Source organism: Pseudomonas sp. WS 5411 (genome assembly GCF_012985595.1).
GTDB lineage: Bacteria > Pseudomonadota > Gammaproteobacteria > Pseudomonadales > Pseudomonadaceae > Aquipseudomonas > Aquipseudomonas shahriarae.
The window spans coordinates 1-25577 of record NZ_JAARMC010000008.1; the positions used below are offsets into that span (position 1 = coordinate 1).

The window sequence follows — 25577 nt, forward strand, 5'->3', positions numbered from 1 at the left end:
CTTCATCTTTCACCGGCACAGCGTACATCCGCTGGATTGCTATCGGCTATTGAGGGCGGGTTATGAACATTTGGGCTAAGTGGGTCGAAGAAGACCAGCGTTTTGCCTTCGGGCTCGCCGACAATGGCGGATACGAAATCACCCGGGAGCAGCATCGCCAGTTGCTGGATGCATGCTCGACCGGGAAAGTTTTACGTCCAGGCAAAGAGGGCGAGCCGTTGGTTTCGGATACTGCCCCGTCATCCTTGGAAGAACTGCAAGATCGTGAGCGGATTTGGCGCTCTGCTGAGCTTTCCCGTTATGAATGGGTGGCTACCCGTCACCGCGACGAGCAGGACATGGGAGGGACCACAGCATTGACGGCGCAGCAGTTCGCTGAGCTTCTGCAATACCGCCAAGCACTGCGCGATTGGCCGTCAGCCAACGCATTCCCAGAGAACGGGCAAAGGCCCAAGCCTCCAGCCTGGCTCGCCGATCTGACTCAATAGCCTTCGGTTCACTTGTAACCTCGCCCGCTACAACTCTGCGCGCTCGCTCAACCGGCGCGCGCGCGGCAGCCTGTGCACTGTCATTCCATCACAGCGCAGGCAACCACCCATGGCCGGTTCAGACTATCTCCACGGCGTGCGGGTCATCGAACTCAACGATGGCACCCGCCCCATTCGCACCATCTCCACCGCAGTCATCGGCCTGGTTTGCACGGCTGAGGATGCAGACCCCCTGATGTTTCCGCTGGACACCCCGGTCCTGCTGACCAATGTGCAAAGCGCCATTGCCAAATCAGGCGTCAAAGGCACCCTGGCATCCAGCCTGCAAGCCATCGCCGACCAGACCAAGCCCTACACCATCGTGGTGCGGGTCAAGGAAGGCGCCGACGAAGCCGCCACCACCAGCGCCCTGATCGGCACCACCACCGCCGATGGCAAGTACACCGGCATGAAAGCCCTGCTCGCCGCCAAGGCCCGCGTGGGTATGACGCCGCGCATTCTCGGCGTGCCAGGCGTCGACAGCCAGCCGGTGGCCACCGCCTTGGTATCGATTGCCAAGGACCTGCGCGCCTTCGCCTACGTCAGCGCCTGGGGCTGCAAAACCAAGGAAGAGGTGGTCGCCTACCGCGAAAACTTCGGCGCCCGTGAACTGATGGTCATCTGGCCGGAGTTCCAGAACTGGAGCACCGTCACCAATGCGACCGTTACCGCCTCGGCCGTGGCACGCGCCCTGGGCCTGCGGGCCAAGATCGATCAGGAAATCGGCTGGCACAAGACCCTGTCCAACGTCGCCGTCAATGGCGTGACCGGGATCAGCGCCGACGTGTTCTGGGATCTGCAAAACCCGGCCACCGATGCCAACTACCTCAACAGCAACGAAGTCACCACGCTGATCAACGAGGGCGGCTTCCGCTTCTGGGGCAGCCGTACGTGCAGCGACGACCCGCTGTTCGCCTTCGAAAACTACACCCGCACCGCGCAGATCCTGGCCGACACCATGGCCGAGGCGCACATGTGGGCGGTCGACAAGCCCATGCACGCCTCCCTGGTGCGGGACATCATCGAAGGCATCAATGCCAAGTTCCGCGAGTTGATTGCCCAGGGCTACCTGATCGGCGGCAGTTGCTGGTACGCCGAAGACATCAACGACAAGGACACCCTCAAGGCCGGCAAGCTGACCCTGGACTACGACTACACCCCAGTGCCGCCCCTGGAAGACCTCACGCTTCGCCAGCGCATCACCGACCGTTACCTGATGCAGTTCGCCAGCCAGATCAACAGCTAAACCGGGCCTCCCCGCGAGGGGAGTTAACCCTGTGCCATACCCCCGGAGAACACCGCCATGGCCCTGCCCCACAAGCTCAAAAACCTAATGTTGTTCAACGACGCCAACATCTACCGTGGCTTGGTTAAGTCCGTCACCCTGCCCGCCCTCGGCCGCAAAATGGAAGCCTATCGCGGCGGCGGCATGAACGGCCCGGTCAAGGCAGATCTGGGCTTTTCCGATGACGGCATCCAGTTGGAATGGAAAACCGGTGGCCTCGATCTGATCAGCCTCAAACAGTTCGGCGCAGTCAACGCCTCGGGTGTGGCCCTGCGTTTTTCCGGCGCCTATGAGCAGGACGACACTGGCGAAGTCAGCGCCGTGGAAATCGTGGTGCGCGGCCGTCACGAAACCATCGAAATGGGTGACGCGCAGCCAGGCGAGGACACCGAGCATTCCATCACCACCACCTGCACCTACTACAAGCTGACGGTCGATAACGAAGAAATCATCGAAATCGACCTGCTCAACTTCATTGAGAAGGTCGGTGGCAAGGACATGCTGGAGAAACAGCGCAAGGCCATCGGGCTCTAAAACCCGCCCTCGATCGACAACCTCACACGTTCATCACCAGGAGCTTTTCCAATGAAACCAGCAGCCACCGAACAATCCGACGTCCAGCCACTGGCCGACGAAAACACCGTCGTCCTCGACTCCCCGATACGTCGTGGCGTCACCACCATCGACCGCATCACCCTGCGCAAACCCAGCTCAGGCGAGCTGCGCGGTGTGAGCCTGGTAGACCTACTGCAAATGGACGTCGCCAGCCTGATCAAAGTCGTTCCGCGCATCAGCAGCCCAACCCTCACCGCGATTGAGGTCTCTGGCATGGACCCGGCCGATTTGCTCGCCCTCAGCAGCAAGATCAGCGGTTTTTTGTTGCAGAAGTCGGCGAAGACGGATGCATCCCTCGTTGCGTAGAGGACGCCATGGCCGATCTGGCCGTGGTTTTTCACTGGGCACCGGCTGATATGGATCAGTTGGGCCTGCAAGACCTGATGGACTGGCGCGAGCGTGCCAGGGTGCGGAGTTCCACCGATGGCAAATGATCTGAAACTTCAGGTGCTGCTCAGTGCCATCGACAAAGCCACCCGCCCGCTGAAGCAAATCAACAACGGCAGCCTGGAGACCGCTCGCGCGCTCAAGGCTGCCCGCGACCGCCTGAAGGAACTCAACACCCAGCAGAAAGACGTCACCGCCTGGCGGTCGCAGCGTGCAGCTGTCGAGCAGACCAACGAGGCGTTGAATGCTGCGCAGGCCAAAGTCAAAACCCTCAGCCAGCAGTTTGCCGCGACCGGCGTGCCGACCAGGGCAATGGCGAAGGATTTTCGAACGGCCGTGCGCGAGGCCCAGCGGCTGAAACAGCAGCACCAACAGCAGAGCGAGCAGCTCCAGGGGCTGCGCTCACGACTGTATGACGCGGGGATCAGCACCAAGAACCTGGGCACACACGAACGCCAGCTGCGCGAGCAAATCAGCGCCACCAACGCCAGCATCAGCGCGCAGGGTAAGCGAATGGCCGAGCTGACCGCCCAGCACAAGCGCGCAGCGACGGCCCGTATCCAGATGGAGAAAAACCAGAGAGCAGCCGGCAACCTGGCAGTCAATGGGGCTGCTGGATTAGGCGTGGGATACGCGGCAAGTCGGCCTATCATGGCGGCAGTCAGGGCCTTTGCACCCAATGAAGACTCAGCCACCCAGCTCAAAGTGTCCATGATGGGCGACACCGGCAAGGTGTCGGAGGACTTCCAGAAAATCACCAAGCAGGCCACCAAACTCGGCGACCTTTTGCCCGGTACCACGGCCGACTTTCAAAACATGATGACCATGCTTCGTCGTCAGGGCCTGAGTTCGAGAAATATCTTAGGCGGGACTGGTGAAGCCGCTGCCTACCTCGGCGTCCTGCTGAAAATGGAAGCGACTCAAGCCGCTGAGTTCGCTGCCAAGATGCAGGACGCTACGCGCACCACTGAAAAAGACATGATGAGCCTGATGGATACCATCCAGCGAGGGTTCTACGCGGGTGTTGATCCGACCAACATGCTTGCTGGCTTCAGCAGCATTTCGCCCGTGATGGATATCATCAACAAGTCAGGTCTGGAGGCAACCAAAAACCTGGCACCACTGCTGATCATGATGGATCAGGCCAGTATCGAGGGGAGCAAAGCAGGTAATGCCTTCCGAAAAATATTTCAGGCATCGCTGAAGAAAAGCAACGTCGACAGCATTAACAAAATGCTCGCCGACAAAGGGCAGAAAATCAGCTTCAGCTTTACCAATGAGGAAGGGAATTTCTCTGGCGTTGAGAACCTCTACGCCCAAATCGACAAGATCAAGGATCTGAATCAGGTCGACAGAACAGCGGTTATCGGAAAGCTGTTTGGCGACGACGCGGAAACCATCACGACCCTCAACGTCATGATGAACAAAGGGCTGGCCGGGTATCAGCAGGTGCAGCAGCAACTACAAACCCAGGCGGATCTGCGCACCCGCGTCAATGAACAGTTGGGTACCCTGACCAACGTGATGGAAGCCGCAGAGGGCAGTTTTACCAACGCCTTGGCCGAATTCGGCGCGGCCGTCGCGCCCGACTTGAAGGACCTGATTAAAACGCTGGGCGACATCGCCAACAGCGTCGGGACTTGGGCACGAGAAAACCCGAAGTTGGCTGGTGGTCTGGTTAAGGTAGTGGGCCTTGTGGCGGTCCTGGCGTTCAGCTTCGGGGGCCTGGCATTGACCATGGCGAGTCTGTTGGGACCATTTGCCATGCTGCGCTATGGCATGACCATGTTTGGCATACAGGGCGGTGGTGTCTCCAAAATGGTGAAGGGGCTGTTCCCCACGCTGACTGGACTTGCTCGCAACGTCTTTCCAATGTTCACCCAGGGCATACGCCTGCTCGCCACAACCATGGGCGGTGCGCTTTTAACTGCCCTTCGTACTGTAGGGATTGCGCTGTGGGGGCTGGCAGCAAACCCGATTGTCCTGGTCATCGCCGCCGTAGTCGCCGCCCTGGCCGCAGGCGCCTACCTGATCTACACCAACTGGGACGCGGTGAAGAACTACTTCGCCAACGCCTGGACGGAGATCAAAGCCGGCTTCAGCGGTGGGATCGTCGGCATCATCAACACCCTGGCCAACTTCAGCCCCATCGGCCTGATTTACCAGGCCTTCGCCGGGGTGCTGAGTTACCTGGGCGTGGATCTGCCCAGCCGCTTTACCGAGTTCGGCAACATGATCGTCAACGGCCTGGTCAACGGGCTGCTGGCCGGGCTGGGCAGCGTCAAAACCGCCATCAGTTCAATCGGCGACGCCAGCATCGGTTGGTTCAAGGAAAAGCTCGGCATCCACAGCCCATCGCGGGTGTTCGCCGAGTTGGGTGGGTTCACCATGGCGGGTCTGACCAAAGGTCTGGAAGGCGGACAGAAAGGCCCCCTCGACGCCCTGAGTAGCATGGGCAAACAACTCACAGCGGCCGGCACCCTGGCCCTGAGCGCCACCGCTATGCCGGCGTTGGCCGTAGATGACCGACCGCCCCTTGCTGCCTCGACTGCGGCAACCACAATGTCCGCCCCGGCAGAAGTGACCATCCATGTTCACGCGGCTCCAGGCATGGATGAAGGCACCATCGCTCGGGAAGTAGCAAAACAGGTTGATCGGCTACTGAGAGCTAAAGAGGTACGTCAACGCAGCCAGTTAAGAGACTTGGAATAATCACTATGATGTGTGCCCTCGGCATGTTCGTATTCAGCCTCTCCACCGCCGCTTACCAAGAGCTGCAACGCCAAACCGATTGGCGCCACGCCAGCAACAACCGCGTCGGCGCCGCTCCCGCGCGGCAGTTCGTGGGCCGTGGCGACGACTCCATCACCCTCCCCGGCATCATCTTCCCGGAGCTGGCCGGCAGTGCCCTCAGCCTGGACGCCCTGCGCCTGATGGCAAACACCGGCAAGGCCTGGCCCATGGTAGAAGGCAGCGGTCGAATCTACGGCCTGTGGGTGATCGAGAGCCTCAGCGAAACCAAAACCATATTCTTCAGCAACGGCACGCCCCGGCGCATTGAGTTCACCCTGAACCTCAAGCGCACCGACGATGACCGTATCGATCTGCTCGGCGCTGCCACCAACATCGGCGTCAACATCCTGCGGGGGCTGCTGTGATTGACGCCGTGCTATCCAAGGTCACCGGCTACCTCAAGGACACCGCCCAACGCTTCATCCGCGACGCGGCCTACCCGGTGCCGGCGTTCCGCCTGTCCGTGGACGGCCTCGATATCGCCCAGAAGATAAGCCCGCGGCTGATGAGCCTGGAGCTGACCGACAACCGCGGCGTCGAGGCCGATCAACTCACCATCACCCTCAGCGACCACGACGGCCTGCTGACCATCCCGCCCAAGGGCGCAGTGCTGCGGCTATGGCTGGGTTGGAGTGATACAGGCCTGGTAGAAAAAGGCACCTACACCGTCGACGAAACCGAACACAGCGGCGCGCCGGACGTGCTGAGCATTCGCGCCCGCTCGGCGGACCTGCGCAAGGGGCTCAAGACCAAACGCGAACGCAGCTGGAGCAACACCACCCTCGGCGAAGTCCTGGGCGATATCGCCATGGGCAACAACCTCACCTCCACCATTGCCGGTGCCCTGGACGGGTTGCCCATCCTGCAGCTCGACCAGGCCAACGAATCCGACGCCAACCTGATCAGCCGCCTGGGCGAAGAGTTCGACGCGGTGGCCAGCGTCAAAGCCGGCTGCCTGCTATGCCTCCCGGCCGGTGGCGGCAAGACCGCCAGCGGCCTGGATCTGCCCCATATCACCCTGACCCGCATCGACGGTGACCAGCACCGGTACCTGCAAGCCGACCGCGACAGCTACGACGGCGTGCGCGCCTATTACTACGACGTCAACAGTGCCAAGAAACAGGAAGCCATTGCCGGCGGCGGCGACAACCTCAAAGACCTGCGCCATACCTACAGTGACCAGCAGTCAGCCCTGCGCGCTGCCCGGGCCGAATTCAGGCGCCTGCAACGTGGCAGCGCCACGCTCAGCTATACCCTCGCCATGGGCCGGCCGGATCTGATTCCCGAACTGACCTATACGCTCCAGGGCGTGAAAGCGGAAATCGACGAGATCATCTGGTACGGCGGGAATGTGCAGCACAGCCTGACTGCTGACGGTGGTTATACCGTGAGTCTGGAGCTGGAGAGCAAGTTGCCCGAGGATAATGTGGAGGATCTGGCAGAGGAAAACGCGGGGGATTACACGGGGATTATTGCGTACTATCGGGATGAGAAAAGCGGGAAGGAAAAAACCATAACTGCGGGAGATCAAGCGAAGCCAAGGCGTCTGCGTTGGCTGTATGCCAGTGAACAGACAGCGAAACGAGCCATCTCTCGGGAGTGGAAAAGAGTCCAGGCCACCGTCCCCGCATAATCACATATTCAGATGGTGAGCATCGCATGCATGCGCTTCACGATCATTATTATCGTAAGCATCAGATTAGCAGTTACAAAAATAACCAACGGTGTAAAAATATACTTTGCGTAATTGATGCATACAGTTCCACCCATAACATCAATACAATTTACGAGCCCGGTCAGAACTGAATGAGTGAAGCAAAGGCCAACCAATACGATCGAGCTTATGATAGAAAAACAAATATTATAATAAAGCTGTTTTAACAGCTGCTTTTTGGGATTATAGAGAGGATCCGCTCCCTTAGCTAAGTTGAGTTTGCTTTCCTGATCATATACGAGCACAAGGACTGACAGTAGCAACGCTGTGAATATTGCCCCAAAATTCACAAGCATCGAAGAAACGTCTTTATTCAAGTTATAACCAGCCATACACCCTAGCGCAGCTACCAACCCTGGAACAGCAAAAAATGTCACATAATCCATAATTGAACGTTTGCCCGCTGGATCAGCGAGTGTCGCAATGTGTCCTAAAACTATGTCAGCAACATTTATTTTACTGCTCATATCTCTACCTTAAGCCCTGGATACAAAGAATTTACGTAGTCCTGTAGTACCGTTGAACACCACTTATGCAATGATACCGGCTCAGGATTTCCAGCAACCATATCCACTTCATCCTCGTCTATTAATATCTCACACACTTGCTCTTCAGCAGGCCGACCAATAGTAAAGGTTCTTTTCTTACCATTCAACTCTGCAACCGCTTTAACATCCGAACACATTGGACTAAGAAACTCTACAACCTGATACTGTTCGCTATTAGTATCAAAATAATCCTTAAGCTTACCCAAAGAACCTCTGCTTGGTGGCTTTATAATTAACTGCTGTTCCTTATGACCAAGCCGCTTAAGCTGATCGGTAATATCTGGCATACCTACGAACTTTGTCAGCTTAATCTCCTTAGCCAGAGCTTCCTCCCAAACCTTAAACGCTTTTTTGTAAGCCAAAGGATTCATTTGCAGAGTCTTCTTGGTTACCTCATTAAAGTTCACCCGCAAAAGATCATAAAGCAAAGTTTTTATACCATTACCCTTGTAACTTTGTAAGAGCGCAATCCCCTCATCAAATCCAACAGGCATATAAAATCGCACATAGTGCTTAATTATTTCGGCATTCTTTTGAGTTTTCTCATAATCAACATTACCGGTTTCAATATCAATAATGTCATTCTTCACACCATAGTAACCGGCCTCAAACCAACCAGCGATCTCTCTTTTCTCTTCATAAAATTTCATACCGTAGAAACGGTATACTTGCTTAGTATCCTCTACAATTTTAAATTTATCATCCTGAGCAACAAGAAAATCCTGAAATACTTTATAGGCATCGAATTGCCCAACCTTGTCCAAAACTGAATAACGCTCATCAATATTTCTTGCAGCGCTATACGGATTAAAACAACGAATCGAATATGGAGCAATTGAGTGCATATTTAATACTCTTGAGCACAGAGTTAAGCCCTGCCAACGCGGCAAGGACTACCTAAAAATTAACAAGCATTGTGTCCCAATACAGAACCCGCTGATCCAGTACTATAAGATCTGCCTTTATATCTCCCACCTGCCAGGACCTTTTCAACCTCTATTCCATTACCATCAGACAATGCGATAACTGCCCTCAGGGCCAATTCAGTCGCGACTCTGCTAGCCTCAAGATTTTGTGGCTCTTTAGATTGAAACCAAGAGACGTTAATCTGATCGCACTTGAATACTAACTTAACGCTAGTTACCGGATGGGCGAAAATATATCGAGTAGTGCTACAATCAGGAGAATCCTCCTCCTGCGTCTTTTCGATCACGGGCGAGCCAACCGCCTTAACAATATCAGTAGCTATTACACCGCTTATATCCGCATAAGTGTTAGGCACAAATGCAATAAGCAGCAGAGCTATAAATGAGCTTGTTTTGAGCACTGATCATATCCCTATGGTACGGAAAGTCTGTTTCACTCAGGCCGGGCCATTTGGCACCTCAGCCGAGCGTTAACTGATGGATCGTACGCGTCCCTGCATGATCCGTTCTTAATGGGTACAGATTATGCTGGCCGTTTGGTATCGGCAAGGGCTTCAGTCAAATCCTTGAGGCGCTGCTCGACATCCATTAAGCGTTTCTTTTCTTCAGCAGCGCTCTGTATCTCCCGCTTACCGGCCTCTCCAAGCGAGCGGAACAGCTCAAGGATGGCCTCCTCCTGCTGGTTTTCGGCCTGCACATCAGATGTCCCAGCTGACACACCCAGAAACATAGAACCCTCTCCTGTCAGCAGCCAATCCAGACTTATACCCAAATGAGTGCGAATGGCAGCCATCGCCTTTGCATTGGGCTCACGCTCACCTAGAAGGTAGTTCTGTAGCGTCCTATAAGGGATCCCCACTACCTCTGAGGCCTCCTTTATAGACATTCCTCTGCTGTCTATTACGCTGCGCAGGCGCGTGGATATACTCATTTTTTCATAAATTCCGATTGACGCACCCGTTTTGGTGCGTATACTGCGAACAAACAGGTACATCTTAACCAACTAGGAACACTCGAACCATGAGCCAAGCGATGGAGAAGCGCCAGATCCAGGCACGACTGATCGAACGCGGCAGTAACTTCCGTCAGTTCGCCCTCAGCCATGGCTACGAGGTGAGGACGGTCACCCAGGTGGTTCAGCGCTGGGCCGGCCACAAAACTCTTCCACGCGGGCGGCTGACATTCCAGATCCTGCGGGATTTGTCTCGGGTGATTGGCAAAGAGGTATTGCCAGGGATCCTGGCGGAAAGCACCGAGCAGACCGCAGCACAGGCTGTATGAAACAACTGTAGGGGCGATGACTCCAGGGGGATACCAGAAGATGAAACGCCCAGTTCTAGCGACCAAGCGGCAAGTAATGAGTGCAGTTATTTGCGACTACCCAGGCGGACGCGAATGCGCTTCAGCTCGCCTTGGTTACGAGCTCAAGAAGTTCGATAACCACATCTATGAAAATGCCGGCAGCCGACCTTTAAGCGATGAGCAGATTCATGTGTTGGAGCAGGACGCTGGCACCACACATCTGCCGGAATACATCGCAGCCTTGTACGGCGGTATGTTCGTCCCACTGGCAAATCCCAAAACCCTGGACAACGTCGACCTCTACAGCCGGTCGGTCAACGCTGCTGCCAAGCGCGGAGTCGTCGACCAGATCATTGCCAAAGCCTTGGACGACGGTCGCATCGAACGTGACGAGGCGGAAGCGATCCTTGCCGCGCACAACCGCTATATGTCGGCTCGTCATTCAGAAGTACTTGCGACCATCCAGTTGCACAGCAAGGGGCCCCAACATTGAGCACTTACAAGCTGGTTTGCCCCCACTGCCAAGGCCGCATGCGTATCCGCACCAGCGAAGGACAGCACATTTTCTTGCGTATCACCTACATGCAATGCACCAACGAAGCCTGTGGCTGGTCGGTGCGTGCTTTGTTTCAAATGACCCACGAGCTGAGCCCCAGCGGCATGCCCAACCCAGCTGTAAAGCTGCCAGTTGCAGACGTGGTCATTCGTCGACAGGCAATGAAAACCGCCAACGATCAACCCGATCTGCTGGACCAACTGGAAATGGAGCGTGCGTGATGAAGCCCGAGCAATTGACTCATGACTACCGCAGCAGCATGCAACACGCTGCTTTCGCTTACCTGCAACGCCATGACGCCGAACACCTGGTGGACTCCGATCTGCTGTTCGACCGTTGCATACATCACCTGACCCTGGCGCTGGAAGTGCCAGTGTTAATGGCGCCCAAGCTGGTGCACAACGCCTGGACTGAACTGCAGGTCATCAAACAACGGCAATGTCTGGGTGTGGACTGGGGTGCCGGTGATGACAGAACGGTCGTGCATCTGATCGATACCCGCGCCCACTTGCGATATCCGGTACCGGCACGACTGCTCCCGCAGAAATTGCTCGACCAGCGCGATACCGCGCTCAAGCCTCACCCTCAGTAAACCCCTTTTAAACATCCCGCCCTTCCCCGGTTGCCGTGGGTTTGGGTGAGCTTTGCCCGAAATCCGAGGTGGACCATGGAAATCGACGTCGCCATCACCGCAAAACTGCCCCGCGACCAGGCCGAGGCCCTGCTTCAGGTGCTACGTGCTCAGTACGCACAGCAGTTCAACGAGCATTGGTACGACGACCGCTTTCGCATGATCCCCGAGGGTTTGCGGCATGGCTCGCTGCTCGTCGCCTTCCCGGTGATGGCTGCACAGAAACGCCTGATCGGCGCCCTTAAACACAGTCTCGACGAAGCGAAGTAAGCCCCGATGGAAATGAAAGAAAGGCTGCGCGCCGACGTCATCCAACGCATTGAGCGGGATTACCAGCTCAAGCACATGCGCGGCACCGACTACATGCGCAAGGGTGTTTGCCCTGCCTGCGGCCAGAAGACTCTGTACACCTTCTATGATTCGCCCTGGACGTTGATCTGTGGACGGCCGGAAAAGTGCGACCACCGCGTCTATATAAAGGACGTGTATGACGACCTGTTCAACGACTGGAGCAAGACCGCCCCGTCGACACCGGACAATCCCCTTGCTACCGCACGCGCCTACCTGGAGTTTGCGCGGGGCTTCAAATTTGAGCTGATTACCGGTTGGTTCACCCAGGAAAACTATTGGGATAGTCGCCTCAACATCGGCAGCGCTACGGTACGTTTTGCCCTGGAGAAAGGCGGCTATTGGGAACGCCTGATAGATCGGCCTGACCGCTTCGGCAAGATGAAAGCGCGCTTTCGCCCTACCGGCGAAGGTGCGACAGGCTACAAAGGCGTTTGGTGGTGCCCGCCGAGCGTAGACCTGTTGGAGGTCGACGAGCTGTTTATCGTCGAAGGGATCTTCGACGCTATAGCGCTGCTGCACAACGACGTGTCGGCCGTGTCGATGATGTCCAGTGCTCCCTGCCCGATTGACTCACTCAAGGCCCTGGTCAAGCTGCGCCATGACGCTGACAAGCGCCTGCCGACTCTGGTGTGGGCACTGGATAACGAACCGGTGGCTAAAGCCAATACACGCCGCTGGGTCAAAGAGGCCCGCGACCTGGGCTTCACCTGCAAAGCGGCGGTGATCCCACAGCCCAACGGTAAAAAGGTCGACTGGAACGATCTGCACCACCGCTGGAAGTCGATCGAGGGCGACGAGAAACGTACTGAGCGCATCGAGCACGACCTCAATGACGCTCGCCACCAGGGTGACCTGCTGCTGGCTGACTCGGCGGAAGAAAAAGGTTTTCTTATCTACCTGCGCGACGAGCGCAAGGAATTCAACTTCACATTCCGCAAGCGCCTGTACTGGTTTCGGCTGGACCTTGATAAGTACGACCGCGCCATCGGCGACCTGGAAAGCTCTGACCGGCATGAAGATCAGTTGCTCACTGAGGAACAGCGGCGCTACAAGGCACTACGCCAATCCGGCTCAGTGACCTGCATCGCAAACTGCAATTTCCAAGCGCTGTATTACATGCGCAACGACCTGACCGATGAGGCCTGGTACTACTTCCGTATCGAGCGCCCGCAAGGGCCTGCCATCAAAAGCACGTTCACGGCAAAACAGCTCACGTCGGCACCTGAGTTCGCGAATCGCCTGCTCAACGTCTCCAATGGCGCGATGTTTGAGGGCAGCGCCCAACAACTGAAACGGATTCTTGCACCTCAATTGGATTGCCTGAAAGCCGTCAACACAATCGAATGGATCGGCTACAGCCGCGAACACGGTGCTTATGTTTTCAACGACCTGGCCTTTTTCGACGGGGCGGTGCATGTGCGTAACAAAGAAGACTTTTTTGACCTGGGTAAGCTGAGTATCAAGTCCCAAAGCCAGTCGCCCGTGCTGCACATCAATACCGACCTGAACGCCTACAACGAAGGGTGGTTCGACATTTACTGGCGCTGCTTTGGCGTCCAGGGCCTTGTGGTACTGGCCTGGTGGTTGGGCGCTTTGCATGCCGAGCAGATCCGCCAGATCCACAAATCGCTGATGTTCCTGGAACTGGTAGGCGAAGCCGGCTCAGGCAAAACCACCCTAGTTGAGCTGCTGTGGAAACTGGTTGGACGCACTGACTATGAAGGTTTCGACCCCTCCAAAGCGACCGCCGCCAGCCGTGCGCGCAACTTCTCGCAGGTCAGCAACCTGCCGGTGGTGCTGATCGAGTCCGAGCGCGAACAGAAGGAAGGCCAGCCGGTAAAGCACTTCGACTGGGACGAACTGAAAACCGCCTACAACGGCCGCAGCGTTCGGTCCACTGGCGTGAAAAACAACGGCAACGACACCCACGAACCGCCCTTCCGCGCCGCCCTGCTGATTGCGCAGAACAACGCGGTGAACGCCTCCGAACCAATCCTCCAGCGTCTTTGCCACGTCCACCTGACCCGTGAGCACCACACCCCGGAAACCAAGCAGTTCGCCGAGCAGCTGGAGCGCATGCCGATGGAAAAGATCAGCGGCTTCCTGGTCAAGGCGCTGCAGCGAGAAGCAAACACCATGCGCCTGATGGAAGAAAACACCTCCGGCTACGAGCAGGAGCTGCTGGCACAACCCGGCATCCGCACAGTGCGTATCGCTAAGAACCACGCCCAGTTGCGCAGCCTAGTGGATGCCCTGGCCGACGTCGTGCCGCTTGGCGAGCACCGTAAAGCCCTTGCACACGCCGAGGTCAGTCGCATGGCCTTGGAGCGCCAGCAGGCAATCAACGCCGACCACCCGACCGTTACCGAGTTTTGGGATCTGTACGACTTCCTCAACGGTATGGACGAAACAGGGGCGCTCAACCACGCCCGCCGGGATGGGCTGATCGCGGTGAACCTCAACGAATTCGTGGAAATGGCGGCAAACAAGCGCCAGCAGGTGCCCGCACTCAGTGACCTGAAACGCCTACTCAAAACCAGCAAATCACCCAAGTTTCTGGAATCCAACAAGGCCGTCAACTCGGCGCGGGCGCTAGACGCTTTCGATAAACCAAAAACCATTCGCTGCTGGGTATTCCAGGGCGTGTAACCACCGCAATAACAGGAGCAGCACCATGCAAAACGAACTCAAATCGGCCATTCGCTTCAACGACTTTGTCGCCTACTTTGGCGCTCGGGGGGTGGTTGTTATGGCCTGGTGGCTGGGGGCCGCACATGCCGCCCGTATCCGCGAGGACCAGAATAGCTTCCCGTTCCTTCAGATCGTTGGCGCGGCCGGCAGCGGTAAGTCGCTGCTTGTGGACTACCTGCAAAAGTTGAACGGCCAAAGCCCTTGTTCGCATTCGCTGGCTCACGCGACCCAGGCTGCGCGGGCTCGTATCTATGCCAATGCGGAACGGCCAATCGTCATTTGCGAACAGCACGGCGAACCTGATCAACCTTTTGATTGGGATGAACTGAAGCCGCTCTACAGCTCCGGCACTTTCATCTCCCTTGCAGGGGCAGATCGGACCGAGGGAGCAACCTTCAAGGGTGCTCTCGTGATCACGGCAAACCAGCCGTTGGAGTGCAGTGAGGCCGTCAGCAGCCGTATGGTTTGGATCGATCTCTCAGCTGCCAATGCCAATACGCCAAGAGTTCGGCCGGAAGCTATCGGCGACCTCAACGCAGGCGAGGCAAGCGCATTCGGTGTCAAGGTTGCCCAGTCTGAGGACTGGATCGCCAGCACACTTTTGGTCCAGGTTCCTGCATATCAGGGCCAGTTGATCAGCAAGTATGGCGAGAACCTTAATCGCCGGACGGCCCTGAATTGCGCGCAAATGTTCGTGCTGCTGGACCTGCTTAGCACCCTCCTCTCGATCCCAGATGACCTACGCATTGAAGCCGGACACTTCATTCACGACATCGCCATCCTCGACACCATTCCTTACTGACTGGCGCTGCAACGCCTACCACCCAAAGGAGAAGCACCATGCACATACAAGTAATCACCGGTGACGGCCAGGAGGGGGAAACCAACCGCCTTCGGCATTTGAAAGAGCTGAAAGCCTGGTTTAACGAGTCCGGGAAAATTGTTCACGCTGAAGCCTACGACCCTGCCGGGCTGGTCGCAATCCTGGAGGTTCGTGCCGTAGGCGATAAAGAAATACTGGTGCTGGAGTGCAGCCGGGAACAGATCCAGGCAGTCCTGGAATGGCAATCCGCGACAGATGAAGTTGTCGAGTTTGAAAACCTGCTGCTGCACCTGGTGCGCAAGCAAAACCCAATCGGCGAAAGCCAGTAAGAAGGTGGTGTCGAGGGGCTGTAACCCCTCGACACCGACCACCCAAAGGAGAAGCACCATGCAAGTGAATCAACCCCAAGGCGGCACTGTAGAGGCTACCACAGCTCCACTCGCTGTCGGAGCCAAGGTCAGTTACGTCGCAATGAGCGGTGGAGGCTGGGAATACCGTCTCAGCGCACGGATAGGCGTAATCGTAGGGATTGTTGGAAATGTTGCCACCTTGCGTGCTGCGCAGGAGGTCGCCCTATGACCGTCCTTCTCCTACTATACCTGTGCGCAGACGCAACCCGCACAGATTGCCAGGTACTTCCCGCTCAACCCTGGCAGGGACCTGATGCATACGAGCTATGCATTGCTACTGTGCCTGGCCTCACACAAGCCCTGACCGCTCCAAACCGCGAGCGGCACCGATTTGTGTGTGAGATTCAAACAGATGGCGAGCAAAACGCCGGGCATCACGCTAAGCCGACATTCATTCATCGAACGTTTCGGATGTGAGGGAATATCCATGAAAACAGCCTTCATCCTGATGGCTCAATATGATGGCCAGGCAGTTATCTCACTAGAACTTGTTTGCAGAGACTATTTCACACACCTGACACCGGACATGTTCCAGCGCAAGGTGATGAGTGGTCAGATCAAGCTGCCAATTACCCGCCTAGAGCCGAGCCAGAAGTCTGCCAAGGGCGTCCACCTCACCGATCTGGCCGTCTACCTCGACCTACAGCGCGCCGCCGCGGTTAAAGAGCACAACCAACTCAACGGGTTAAAACCCGCCGTTTGAGCCACTTCATTGATGCGGCGCCCAGCTGGACGGGCGCCCTTAATATCTTTTCATGCCACTCCCAGCCCACATATCGGTCACCTTTGCCACGCAGGTGGGTGTAACGCCGCATAGAGTTCCAATCCCTGTGCCCGGAAACACTCGCCACACGCGGGATATCCCAGTCCATTTCAAACAGGCGGCTCACACCTTCATGGCGGAGGTCGTGAAAGTGCAGATCTGCAATTTCCAGGAATTTGCAGGCTTTCGCCCAGGACGTCGAGATTGATTCAGGACTGTAGGGGAATATGTCGTCGCCAGCTTTTGGCATTGTCTGGAGGATCTGCCATGCCTCGTCCGGCAGGAAACACCAAACATCGTTGCCAATCTTCTGGCCGGGGTTCTTCATATCGCGCACCAGCACCCGCTGACCAGGCTCGTCGACGTCCGCCCAGCGGATACGGGTTATTTCATCCAGACGACGTGTGGAGAACAGGGCAAACCCGACGACTTTCAACATATTGATGGCGGTCGGGCGCCTGGCCTGCATGGCCTGGTAGTGCGTCAGCACCTTTCCCAACTCGCCCAAGGTCGGACGGCGGTCACGCTCCCGGCTTTTCAGGTTGTAGCCCAGCTTGCGCAGCACACGCCTGGCACCGCCCATGGCGAGCGGATCGACTTGGTAGCCCCAGGCATCTTTGGCGATGGCCAGGACAGCGCCGAGGTGCGCCAGGTCGTTGCCGGCGGTTTGTGGCTGAACCCCGCCACCCTCTCGGCTCATTCGCCAGAGGGCGAAGTCGACCAGGCATTGGGTGGTAACGTCGGTATCGTTCAGTTTGCCGATATCCATCTTACCGATGGCTTCGAGCGTGGCCTTCTTGGTTTTGCCCAACGGCCGGGCCTTTTCCACTTCCCGCAGGTACTGCTCGATCATTTCTTTGACGGTGACGCCCTGCCGACTCGCCCGCTCGATAGCACCAGGCTGGTCCAGCTCCGATTCGCGCTTGCGCGTCCACGCCTGGGCTGCCTGTTTTCGGGCGAAGGTCTGGCTCTCTTGGTAGACTTGCACTCCGTCGCGCTTGATGCGGATCTGAGCCGTGTAGCTCACAGTCCCATCCGCCAGTTTTCTTGCCCTGATAGTCGCCATATCGAAAGTGGTACGCGTCAGTTTTAAGGTGGTACATCGTACCACCGAGCCCTGAAAAACGCCTGAAAACGCCCTAAAACACGCCAAGAACACGTTGAGTAAAATGCTAGATAAACAGAGCTTTAGCCCAGCAGAATCAAGCCCCGCACTGTCTCGGCGCTTTAGCGTTGCACCTATGATGGATTGGACTGACCGTCATTGCAGATACTTCCTACGCCTGCTCTCCAAGCACGCCCTGCTCTACACCGAAATGGTCACCACCGGCGCCATTCTCCACGGCGACCATGAACGCTTCCTGCGTCACAATGAAGCCGAGCATCCTCTCGCCCTCCAACTGGGCGGCAGTGTTCCAGCCGACCTGGCCGCGTGCGCACGCATGGCTGAGGCCGCCGGTTACGACGAAGTGAACCTGAACGTCGGCTGCCCCAGCGACCGGGTGCAGAACAATATGATCGGCGCGTGCCTGATGGGGCACCCTGCCCTGGTGGCGGATTGTGTCAAGGCGATGCGGGATGCGGTGTCGATTCCGGTGACGGTGAAGCATCGCATCGGGATCAATGGCCGGGACAGTTATGCCCAGTTGTGTGATTTCGTCGGGCAGGTGAAGGATGCCGGTTGCACCAGTTTTACCGTGCATGCGCGGATTGCGATTCTGGAGGGGTTGTCGCCCAAGGAGAATCGGGACATTCCGCCGCTGCGTTATGACGTGGCGGCGCAGTTGAAGCGCGATTTTGCCGAGCTGGAGATTATTCTCAATGGCGGGATCAAGACGCTGGAGCAATGCGCAGAACATCTGCAGGTGTTTGATGGGGTGATGCTCGGGCGTGAGGCTTATCACAATCCGTATTTGCTGGCAGAGGTGGATCAGCAGTTGTTTGGCAGTACGGCGCCGGTGATCAGTCGGGCCGAGGCGTTGGCGCAGTTGCGGCCGTATATCGCCGAGCACCTGGCCACCGGTGGCGCGATGCATCACATTACGCGGCATGTGTTGGGGTTGGGCACCGGGTTTCCGGGGGCGCGCAGGTTTCGGCAGTTGTTGTCGGTGGACATTCACAAGGCCGCGGATCCGTTGGCGTTGTTGGATCAGGCCGGGGCGTTGCTGGAAGGCCGTTGACGGAGCGGCGACGGGTCCATCGCTATCGTGGGCAAGCTCGCTCCCACATTCTGATCGCGTTGCTGGTTGAACCTGATAGCGATTTTGCCCTCCTATCTAGCAGCACGGTCGGTCATTCAAACGACTGTTTTCAGGTTATTGCCCTCGCAAACGATCGAACGCGTTTGCGCCCTTGAGCGGCTATCGGCCCTCGGGTAATGTCATCAGACCCATAGGACAGAGCACGCCCATGACTTCCAAACTGGAACAACTCAAGCAATTCACCACTGTAGTTGCCGACACTGGCGATTTTGAAGCTATCGCTCGCGTCAAGCCGCAGGATGCCACCACCAACCCTTCCCTTTTGCTCAAAGCCGCGTCCATTCCGGCTTACGCCAAGCTGCTGGACGCCTGCGTGCAGGATTGCAACGGCGATGTCGGCCTGGCCAGTGACCGTTTTGCGGTGGCTGTGGGCCAGGAGATCCTCAAGGTGGTGCCAGGGCGCATCTCCACCGAGGTGGATGCGCGGCTGTCGTTCGACACGGACGCGGTACTCAAGCGTGCGCATCGTCTGATCGACCTGTACGAAAAGGCAGGTATTGGCCGCGACCGCGTGCTGATCAAGATCGCGTCCACCTGGGAAGGTATTCGTGCCGCCGAGCAACTGGAGAAAGAAGGCATCCAGACCAACCTGACCCTGTTGTTCTCCTTCGCCCAGGCCGTAGCCTGCGCTGAAGCCGGGGTGTTCCTGATTTCGCCGTTTGTCGGTCGTATCTACGACTGGTACAAAAAGGCCAATGGCAACGACTACACCGGTGCCGATGATCCTGGTGTGCAGTCGGTAACCCGCATCTACAACTACTACAAGGCCAATGACTACAAAACGGTGGTGATGGGCGCGAGCTTCCGCAACCTGAGCCAGATCGAAGAGTTGGCCGGTTGCGACCGCCTGACCATCAGCCCGGACTTGCTGGAGAAGCTGGCGGCCGACAATGGCAAGCTGGAGCGCAAGTTGGCGCCAGGCCATGCCGGTGAACCCCGTGTGCATATGACAGAGGCGCAGTTCCGCTGGGAGTCCAACGAGGACGCGATGGCCACTGAGAAGCTGGCAGAGGGCATTCGTCAGTTTGCTCGGGACCAGGAGAAGCTGGAAGCGTTGTTGAGCGCCAAGCTGTAAAAAGCGAGCGCGGCAAAAAGGGCGACATCCGTTGGGATGCCGCCCTTTTTTGTAGCTCAATTTGTGTTGGTTGGGCTGGCGCTATCGCAGGCTAGCCAGCTCCCACATGTTGACCGTGCTCACAGCGAGGTCAGTGACGCTCCAGGGCGTTGACCAGGTCGTGAAACGCTTCGCGGTTGGACTCGTTCAGGCCCATCAGGATCTTGTGCGCCTCCAGCACCTTGAGCCGCACCACTTCCTCGGACTGGTCCTGGGAAGGCAAGTCGGTCAGGCATTCCGGGCAGGGGATCGGGCGGTCAACGATGTTGAACACCTGGTCGAACCCCATCGACTGCAAGAGCCGGGTGATGTCTTCGTGGGTGGTGACCACGGTCGGCAGCAGTCCGACCTTCTGCCGCGACAGAATGGACAACTTGGCCAACAGCCCAAGGGTGGTGCTATCGATGCTGCGGGTTTCGGTCAGATCGATCACGATCGCCGAGAAATTCAAGGCTGTGAAAATCCGCTCAATCGTTGCATCCAGCGCCGAACACAGGGTCAGGCGCACTTCACCGACAAACTTCAGGACGAAGGTCCCGTCTTGCTCGGCGAATTGGATTCTTCCGGTACTCATCAAAGATTCCTGCTCAACACCAATAGGGCGATATCATCCGGCATCTCCCCTAGCGTGGCCAATCCAAAAACCTGCCGCAGGCCATCCAGGCTGCCGCCCGCCGACCTGACCCGTTGGGGCAAGGCGGCTTCTTTCTCTTTGAGTGTAGGCTCTGGAAGAAGATCCAGGATGCCATCGGACATCAGCGTCAGGCTGAAGGCCGGTGGCAGCTCCAGGATGTGGTCTTCATAGGTGGCTTCATTGAACAAGCCAACCGGCAGACCGCGCCCTTCCAGATAACGCACACTGTCTGGAGTGTATAAAACCGGCAATGGCAGGTGACCGCCAATGCTGTAGGTCAACAGACCGGTTTCTTCATCAATCACGCCGCCCACCATCGTCACGTGTTTGCCCAGCTTGCAGCTGATCAGGCCCCGGTTGATGTGGCCCAGCACTTGCGAGGGAGTGAACTCCGGCAAGGTGCCGTTGCGCTTGGATTCGAACAACAGCCGTGTGGTCATGAACTTCAACAACACGGTCACGAATGCAGAGGATGCGCCGTGCCCGGAGACATCGGCCAGGTAGAACGCGACCCGGCGCTCATCCACGCGGAAGTAGTCGACAAAATCCCCCGACAGGTACAGCGACGGGATGATCTGGTGGGCGAACTGGAACTCGTCGATGCTCCAGGGGCTCACCGGCAGCATGTTCATCTGCACCTGGCGACCGGCGTTCTGGTCTTCCTGGAGCAGGTTGAGGCTGGCTTCGAGTTCACGGTTGGCGGTTTCGAGCTTCTCGCGGTAGCGCTGGTTTTCCAGCAGCAGGCGGGCACGATCCAGCGCCCGGCGCACCGAGTGCTCCAGTACGGCCAGATCTTCCAGAGGCTTGATCAGGTAATCGGCAGCGCCCAGGCGCAAGGCTTCCACGGCGTCGTTCATCACCCCGGCACCGGACACGACAATCACCGGCGTCTGCGGAGCAAGCTCGGTTACCTGGCGGATCAGCTCAAGGCCGCCCATCTGGGGCATACGCAGGTCGCAGATCACCAGGTCGGGCTGGTCGCGCTCGAACACCTGGAGACCCTGAAGACCATTGCCGGCCTGCAGGACGCTGAAGCCACTGTCTTCCAAATAGGCCGCGAGGCTCGCGCGCACTACTTCGTCGTCATCGATTATCAGCAGCGTGGCACTGGTTTTTTGCATGTGGGCAAACGGCGCCAGAATTAGGTTGGCGTAGGCAGTCAGGCAATGGCCCGGCTCGCACTACTGGATTCGCTTTCTAGCCTCTCTGTCCTACAAAAGGTGAGCTTTTGGCTCACGCACAAAGGTAAAGCAGAGGTGCCCTTCTAAGGCGCAGACGGTACTCCCATCCGCCAGGGGTTTCAAGCTCATGCCGATGGTCGCTGGACGTCTTTACATCGCAAATCACCGAGAGTTATAAGAACAGGCAAAACCACAACGCAATGGAAGGATGAAAGCTATGAGCGCAAATGAACGTGACTATGCAGAAAAGCGCGATTTCATCCGCATGCGTGTGGATGCCGGCGTGTCGTTGATCCATGCCGGGCAAGAGATTGCGGGCGTCTGCCTGGACCTCTCCAGCTCTGGCATGCAGGTCCAGGCCCAGCACCCGTTCAACGTGGGCGACCAACTGAAGGTGCGTATTGACTCAGAGCACGCTGCGCTTAAAGGCCTGGAGGCGGACACCGAGGTGGTCTGGGCCAGAAAAGAAGGTGACGACCAACACCTGGGCCTGAAAATCCTCAAGATGTACTGAAATTAATGCACACAAAAAAGGCGGCCTCGAAGGCCGCCTTTTCCATTCAAGGGTTAACCTTAAAAGTCATCCACTACCTTGCCATCTTTGACCTTGAACTCACGGTTCTGCAGGTAGGCATTGCGGATAAAGGTGTATTTGTCGCCATTGATCAGCTTCTCAGCCGACAGCAGACTCGCACGGGTATCGACGATATCCAGGCCCATGGCGCTGTTGCGTGTAGGGATATCGCTCATGTAGCGGTACGGTTCGGTGTAGCTGTCGACGTACTTGGACGGCGCATCACGCAAGGTGCTTGGGCCCAACAGCGGCAGCATCACGTACGGACCGCTGCCCACGCCCCAGTAGCCGAGGGTCTGGCCGAAGTCTTCGTCGCTGCGTTGCAGCCCCATTTTGGTGCCTACGTCGATGACGCCGAGCACGCCAAACGTGGTGTTGACCAGCAAACGCGCGGTATCGACACCCGCCTGATATGGCTTGAGTTGCAGCACATTGTTGGCCAGGTTGCCCACATCACCAATGTTGCGGAAGAAGTTGTGGATACCGTCTTCGACAAATTGCGGGGTAATGAACTGATAGCCTTGCGCCAATGGCTTGAGGGCGTAGGTATCAACGGTGTCGTTGAAGGTGAAAATCGGGCGGTTGATGCTTTCCCATGGATCGTCTTCCGCAGCCTGGGCGGCGAAAGGCACCAGCAACACACTGGCACATACCGATAGTTGAGCAAGACACTGGCTCCAGCGCATAGCTTGAACTCCTTGAATGATCTGTCATGGGCGCTATGCCCTGAATAAGACGGCAGTATATGACGGAAGTGTAAGATTAGGCAGCTTGACGGAATTGTCATTCAGCAAATATACAAAACTCCTACATCCAAGATCAGGTGTCATCTGCTTGTCATGGGCTTCCGATAGCGTCACAGCTATTTTCAGGGACGTCCCAATGCCCCACCCCCAGATCGCTGCAGACAACGCCCCGTCCTTGACCGCCGTACTCTTTGGCCTCAGTGGCTGCCTGGTGGACTTCGGTTCCATGGCCCACGCAGACACCATCCCCACCGGCGAAGCCCTGGCCACCCCTGGCGCCCTGAACATCCTGCAATGGCTCAACGGTCAAGGCACCCCTTGCGCCTGGCTGGATGAGCTGCCCCCCACCGTCACCACGCCGTTGGCCGCAGCCCTGCCGGACTGGATCCAAGGCACCCGCCCTGCGACCGCACCCTGGCCGGCGCCCCATGCCTGCTGGCAAGCCTTGATGGACCTGAACATCCAGCGCCTGGATGGCTGCGTACTGGTCAGCGGCGAGCCCCGGCTGCTGCAAGCCGGGCTCAACGCCGGGCTCTGGACCATTGGCCTGGCGTCCTGCGGCTCACTGTGCGGGCTGCCCCCCAGCCAATGGCAAGCCCTGAGCGAACAGGCGCGCGAACACAAACGCGCCAAAGCTACCGTCGCGCTGTACGGCCTCGGCGTGCACTCGGTGATTGATCATCTGGGTGAGCTGGGCACCTGCCTGGCGGACATCAGCCTGCGCCGGCTCAAAGGCGAGAAGCCCTGATCAAGATCATGCACAGTCGCCGCCAGTGGATTAATCTACAGGTCATACCGTAGACCTTTCTCGGCGTGCCGTGGTCTATGCCAGTGCCTATTGATAAAAGGAAGAACGCCATGCCTGCCCGCGAAAAACTGCAAGAACAGGTCAACATCCTGCGCGAGCAATTGAACCAGGAGCCGCCTCTGCCGCTGGAAAAACGCGAAGCGCTGGAAGCATTGATTGCCAAATTTGAAGTGCAACTGGAACTGGAACCTGCGACCCAGCCGCCGAGCATCTCCGATGATGTGAACCTGGCAGTCGAACGTTTCGAATTGGACCATCCGGGCATTGCCGGGACATTGCGCAATATTGTGGTGGCCTTGGGCAATATGGGGATTTAATCCCAACCCGAGCCAGGTACAAAACCCAATGTGGGAGCGGGCTTGCTCGCGATAACGGAGTGTCAGTCACCGAAGATATTGACTGAAACACCGCTATCGCGAGCAAGCCCGCTCCCACATTTGCCGGGTGTGAAGCTTACTGTCGGGCCAGGCGCAGGTTCTGGAACTGTACATCCTCAGTGCTGCGATACGGGTTGATATCCAACCCACCCCGTCGCACATACCGCGCATAAACCGTCAACTTCTCAGGCTTGAGCAACCGTTGCAGGTCGAGAAAGATCCGCTCCACGCACTGCTCATGAAAGTCCGAGTGCTGACGGAAGCTCACCAGGTAGGCCAACAGACTCGCATGGTCCAGCGCCGCGCCGCGATATTCCACCGCGACGCTGCCCCAGTCCGGCTGACTGGTCACCGGGCAGTTGGATTTGAGCAGATGGCTGTGCACGCTCTCCTCCACCACACGGGAATCATCACAGCGCAGCAGTTCCGGGCGCGGATGCTCGTAGTTGCTGACACTGATATCCAAGTCATCAATGCACACGCCCGGCAGGCGCACCACGCCTTCGTCTTCCACTTCGGCCAGGCTACGGATGCGCACGCCCACCGGCTTACCGGCCGCCGCGCTCAGATCGGCACGCAGGGTCGCCTCAAGGCTTGGCCCATCGGCAAACGGCGTCTGGTTCAGCGAGTTGAGGTAGAGCTTGAAGGATTTCGATTCGATGATGTTCGGCGAGTCGGCCGGGATGCTGAACTCACCGATGGCCACCACCGGCTTGCCAGACGGCAGCAGCCAGGACAATTCAAAGCAGTTCCAGAAGTCCACGCCCTTGTAGGGCAGCGTCTCGGCGGTGAGGCCCAGCTCGGCCCATTTGGCGGCGCGAGGAATGGGAAACAGCAATGAAGGGGTGTAAGTGGAGATGTATTCACTGGACTTGCCCAGCGGCGAATGTTCGGCTGCGGGATGCATGGCGGAAACCTGGCTAAATAAACCCCGCCAGTCTACCAGCCTTTGCACCCGCCTTTGAGCCCGAGGTTTACTGGCTGACGTTCAGCTTGCCGACCATCCCCGCCTGGTAATGCCCGGGGAGGTTGCAGGCAAACTCCAGGGCCCCAGCCTTGCTGAAGGTCCAGGTCAATTCGGCGGTCTTGCCTGGCTCCACCAGCACGCTGTTGGGATCGTCATGCTTCATGCTGCCCATGTCACCATGACCCATTGCCGCGTGATCCATCTGGCCCATGCCGGTGCTGGTCAACATGCCGTTGGCCTGCATTTTGAGCATTTCCTTCTGGTGATCGGCATGCATGGCTGCGTCCCCCAGGTTGAACTCATGCAGCAACTGGCCCTTGTTAACCAGCACAAAGCGCACCGTCTCACCGGCTTTTACATCCAGGGATGTAGGAGCAAAGGAAATATCCTGCAGCAGCACTTCTACAGTCCGCGTGGCCTTGGTCGCCGGGGCAGCCTCGCCAAAGGCGAAAGTGTGCGCACCATCGGCCAGCGCCGCAGCGCTCAGCATCATCAGACAACCCACCAACCACCAGGCTTTGCGCGATAACATGTTCATTCTCCAAAGGTACGGGATCCGCTTGTGGGACACTCTAATAATGCGTCGCTGCCAG

At 57.5% G+C, this 25577-nt stretch carries 32 protein-coding genes; 23 read left to right on the forward strand and 9 right to left on the reverse strand.

Annotated features, from left to right (window positions below):
- The first annotated feature begins 62 nt into the window (after window positions 1–62).
- The 8 genes from HBR93_RS13625 to HBR93_RS13660 all read left to right on the forward strand — a co-directional run bounded on the left by HBR93_RS13625 (window position 63) and on the right by HBR93_RS13660 (window position 7240).
- Window positions 63–488 (forward strand): phage tail assembly chaperone, encoded by a 426-nt coding sequence (locus HBR93_RS13625; RefSeq protein WP_169960481.1) that lies wholly within the window; start codon window positions 63–65, stop codon window positions 486–488.
- Window positions 489–597: 109 nt separating this feature from the next.
- The gene (locus tag HBR93_RS13630) at window positions 598–1773 is read left to right on the forward strand and encodes a phage tail sheath protein (protein ID WP_169960482.1); all 1176 of its coding nucleotides are present in this window, start codon (window positions 598–600) and stop codon (window positions 1771–1773) included.
- 57 nt (window positions 1774–1830) lie between these two features.
- The gene (locus tag HBR93_RS13635; RefSeq protein WP_029293889.1) at window positions 1831–2346 is read left to right on the forward strand and encodes a phage major tail tube protein; all 516 of its coding nucleotides are present in this window, start codon (window positions 1831–1833) and stop codon (window positions 2344–2346) included.
- A gap of 51 nt (window positions 2347–2397) precedes the next feature.
- Window positions 2398–2733: a phage tail assembly protein gene (locus HBR93_RS13640; protein WP_169960483.1), complete on the forward strand. Its 336-nt coding sequence runs from the start codon at window positions 2398–2400 to the stop codon at window positions 2731–2733.
- An 8-nt stretch (window positions 2734–2741) separates the two neighbouring features.
- Window positions 2742–2861, forward strand: a complete 120-nt coding sequence (locus HBR93_RS13645) for a GpE family phage tail protein (protein ID WP_029293885.1) — start codon at window positions 2742–2744, stop codon at window positions 2859–2861.
- A complete protein-coding gene (locus tag HBR93_RS13650; RefSeq protein WP_169960484.1) occupies window positions 2851–5526 on the forward strand; it encodes a phage tail tape measure protein in 2676 nt (891 codons plus the stop codon). The genes HBR93_RS13645 and HBR93_RS13650 overlap by 11 nt, the downstream gene beginning before the upstream one ends.
- Before the next feature lie 5 nt (window positions 5527–5531).
- Window positions 5532–5972, forward strand: a complete 441-nt coding sequence (locus HBR93_RS13655; protein ID WP_169960485.1) for a phage tail protein — start codon at window positions 5532–5534, stop codon at window positions 5970–5972.
- Window positions 5969–7240, forward strand: a complete 1272-nt coding sequence (locus HBR93_RS13660; RefSeq protein WP_169960486.1) for a phage late control D family protein — start codon at window positions 5969–5971, stop codon at window positions 7238–7240. Before HBR93_RS13655 ends, HBR93_RS13660 begins: the two co-directional genes overlap by 4 nt.
- A gap of 8 nt (window positions 7241–7248) precedes the next feature.
- Here HBR93_RS13660 and HBR93_RS13665 read toward each other — a convergent pair whose 3' ends face one another.
- From HBR93_RS13665 to HBR93_RS13675, 3 genes are all read right to left on the reverse strand, one after another.
- On the reverse strand, window positions 7249–7788 hold the full coding sequence (locus HBR93_RS13665) for a hypothetical protein (RefSeq protein ID WP_169960487.1): 540 nt from the start codon (window positions 7786–7788) through the stop codon (window positions 7249–7251).
- Entirely contained in the window at window positions 7785–8714 is a 930-nt protein-coding gene (locus HBR93_RS13670) for a hypothetical protein (RefSeq protein ID WP_169960488.1), read from the reverse strand. The genes HBR93_RS13665 and HBR93_RS13670 overlap by 4 nt, the downstream gene beginning before the upstream one ends.
- A 604-nt stretch (window positions 8715–9318) precedes the next feature.
- Complete coding sequence (locus HBR93_RS13675) at window positions 9319–9789, reverse strand: helix-turn-helix transcriptional regulator (RefSeq protein WP_262377296.1); 471 nt, start codon at window positions 9787–9789, stop codon at window positions 9319–9321.
- 38 nt (window positions 9790–9827) lie between these two features.
- Here HBR93_RS13675 and HBR93_RS13680 point away from each other — a divergent pair, with 38 nt between their 5' ends.
- From HBR93_RS13680 to HBR93_RS13720, 10 genes are all read left to right on the forward strand, one after another.
- Window positions 9828–10076: a hypothetical protein gene (locus HBR93_RS13680; RefSeq protein WP_169960552.1), complete on the forward strand. Its 249-nt coding sequence runs from the start codon at window positions 9828–9830 to the stop codon at window positions 10074–10076.
- Window positions 10077–10116: 40 nt separating this feature from the next.
- Window positions 10117–10590: a YmfL family putative regulatory protein gene (locus HBR93_RS13685; RefSeq protein WP_169960489.1), complete on the forward strand. Its 474-nt coding sequence runs from the start codon at window positions 10117–10119 to the stop codon at window positions 10588–10590.
- Window positions 10587–10874 (forward strand): ogr/Delta-like zinc finger family protein, encoded by a 288-nt coding sequence (locus tag HBR93_RS13690; RefSeq protein WP_057439568.1) that lies wholly within the window; start codon window positions 10587–10589, stop codon window positions 10872–10874. The genes HBR93_RS13685 and HBR93_RS13690 overlap by 4 nt, the downstream gene beginning before the upstream one ends.
- Window positions 10874–11245, forward strand: coding sequence for a hypothetical protein (locus HBR93_RS13695; RefSeq protein ID WP_169960490.1), 372 nt, complete (start codon window positions 10874–10876; stop codon window positions 11243–11245). The genes HBR93_RS13690 and HBR93_RS13695 overlap by 1 nt, the downstream gene beginning before the upstream one ends.
- Window positions 11246–11320: 75 nt before the next feature.
- On the forward strand, window positions 11321–11554 hold the full coding sequence (locus HBR93_RS13700; protein ID WP_057439570.1) for a hypothetical protein: 234 nt from the start codon (window positions 11321–11323) through the stop codon (window positions 11552–11554).
- 12 nt (window positions 11555–11566) lie between these two features.
- The gene (locus HBR93_RS13705; protein WP_169960553.1) at window positions 11567–14284 is read left to right on the forward strand and encodes a toprim domain-containing protein; all 2718 of its coding nucleotides are present in this window, start codon (window positions 11567–11569) and stop codon (window positions 14282–14284) included.
- A gap of 25 nt (window positions 14285–14309) precedes the next feature.
- Complete coding sequence (locus HBR93_RS13710; RefSeq protein WP_169960491.1) at window positions 14310–15128, forward strand: hypothetical protein; 819 nt, start codon at window positions 14310–14312, stop codon at window positions 15126–15128.
- A gap of 38 nt (window positions 15129–15166) precedes the next feature.
- The gene (locus HBR93_RS13715; protein WP_169960492.1) at window positions 15167–15478 is read left to right on the forward strand and encodes a hypothetical protein; all 312 of its coding nucleotides are present in this window, start codon (window positions 15167–15169) and stop codon (window positions 15476–15478) included.
- Window positions 15479–15536: 58 nt separating this feature from the next.
- Window positions 15537–15728, forward strand: coding sequence for a hypothetical protein (locus HBR93_RS26985; RefSeq protein WP_262377297.1), 192 nt, complete (start codon window positions 15537–15539; stop codon window positions 15726–15728).
- Between the two features lie 258 nt (window positions 15729–15986).
- Window positions 15987–16262, forward strand: a complete 276-nt coding sequence (locus tag HBR93_RS13720) for a pyocin activator PrtN family protein (RefSeq protein ID WP_169960493.1) — start codon at window positions 15987–15989, stop codon at window positions 16260–16262.
- Here the strand turns inward: HBR93_RS13720 and HBR93_RS13725 are convergent.
- On the reverse strand, window positions 16237–17388 hold the full coding sequence (locus HBR93_RS13725; protein WP_169960494.1) for a site-specific integrase: 1152 nt from the start codon (window positions 17386–17388) through the stop codon (window positions 16237–16239). The two genes, HBR93_RS13720 and HBR93_RS13725, sit on opposite strands and share 26 nt — an antisense overlap.
- 103 nt (window positions 17389–17491) lie before the next feature.
- On the opposite strand from HBR93_RS13725, the gene dusA reads away from it, so the two are divergent.
- Together dusA and tal are read left to right on the forward strand one after the other, a co-directional pair.
- Window positions 17492–18502 carry a tRNA dihydrouridine(20/20a) synthase DusA gene (gene dusA, locus HBR93_RS13730; protein ID WP_169960495.1) on the forward strand — a complete coding sequence of 337 codons (1011 nt, stop codon included), beginning with the start codon at window positions 17492–17494 and terminating at the stop codon, window positions 18500–18502.
- 229 nt (window positions 18503–18731) lie between these two features.
- The gene (gene tal, locus HBR93_RS13735) at window positions 18732–19658 is read left to right on the forward strand and encodes a transaldolase (RefSeq protein ID WP_057438541.1); all 927 of its coding nucleotides are present in this window, start codon (window positions 18732–18734) and stop codon (window positions 19656–19658) included.
- A gap of 130 nt (window positions 19659–19788) precedes the next feature.
- On the opposite strand, the gene rssC is transcribed toward tal, so the two are convergent.
- On the reverse strand, window positions 19789–20271 hold the full coding sequence (gene rssC / locus HBR93_RS13740; RefSeq protein ID WP_029293846.1) for an anti-sigma factor antagonist RssC: 483 nt from the start codon (window positions 20269–20271) through the stop codon (window positions 19789–19791).
- Window positions 20271–21452 (reverse strand): two-component system response regulator RssB, encoded by a 1182-nt coding sequence (gene rssB, locus HBR93_RS13745; RefSeq protein ID WP_032863287.1) that lies wholly within the window; start codon window positions 21450–21452, stop codon window positions 20271–20273. The genes rssC and rssB overlap by 1 nt, the downstream gene beginning before the upstream one ends.
- Before the next feature lie 277 nt (window positions 21453–21729).
- Between rssB and HBR93_RS13750 the strand changes: the two genes are divergently transcribed.
- Window positions 21730–22026 carry a PilZ domain-containing protein gene (locus HBR93_RS13750; protein ID WP_032863288.1) on the forward strand — a complete coding sequence of 99 codons (297 nt, stop codon included), beginning with the start codon at window positions 21730–21732 and terminating at the stop codon, window positions 22024–22026.
- A gap of 59 nt (window positions 22027–22085) precedes the next feature.
- Here the strand turns inward: HBR93_RS13750 and HBR93_RS13755 are convergent, their stop codons facing one another.
- On the reverse strand, window positions 22086–22772 hold the full coding sequence (locus HBR93_RS13755) for a VacJ family lipoprotein (protein WP_057438540.1): 687 nt from the start codon (window positions 22770–22772) through the stop codon (window positions 22086–22088).
- A 196-nt stretch (window positions 22773–22968) separates the two neighbouring features.
- Here HBR93_RS13755 and HBR93_RS13760 point away from each other — a divergent pair, with 196 nt between their 5' ends.
- Window positions 22969–23580 carry an HAD family phosphatase gene (locus HBR93_RS13760; protein ID WP_169960496.1) on the forward strand — a complete coding sequence of 204 codons (612 nt, stop codon included), beginning with the start codon at window positions 22969–22971 and terminating at the stop codon, window positions 23578–23580.
- A gap of 110 nt (window positions 23581–23690) precedes the next feature.
- A complete protein-coding gene (locus HBR93_RS13765; protein ID WP_057438538.1) occupies window positions 23691–23957 on the forward strand; it encodes a DUF4404 family protein in 267 nt (88 codons plus the stop codon).
- 136 nt (window positions 23958–24093) lie between these two features.
- Here HBR93_RS13765 and queF read toward each other — a convergent pair whose 3' ends face one another.
- Window positions 24094–24924 (reverse strand): NADPH-dependent 7-cyano-7-deazaguanine reductase QueF, encoded by an 831-nt coding sequence (gene queF / locus HBR93_RS13770; RefSeq protein ID WP_057438537.1) that lies wholly within the window; start codon window positions 24922–24924, stop codon window positions 24094–24096.
- A gap of 67 nt (window positions 24925–24991) precedes the next feature.
- Window positions 24992–25516 carry a cupredoxin family protein gene (locus tag HBR93_RS13775; RefSeq protein WP_115128675.1) on the reverse strand — a complete coding sequence of 175 codons (525 nt, stop codon included), beginning with the start codon at window positions 25514–25516 and terminating at the stop codon, window positions 24992–24994.
- Window positions 25517–25577 lie beyond the last annotated feature (61 nt).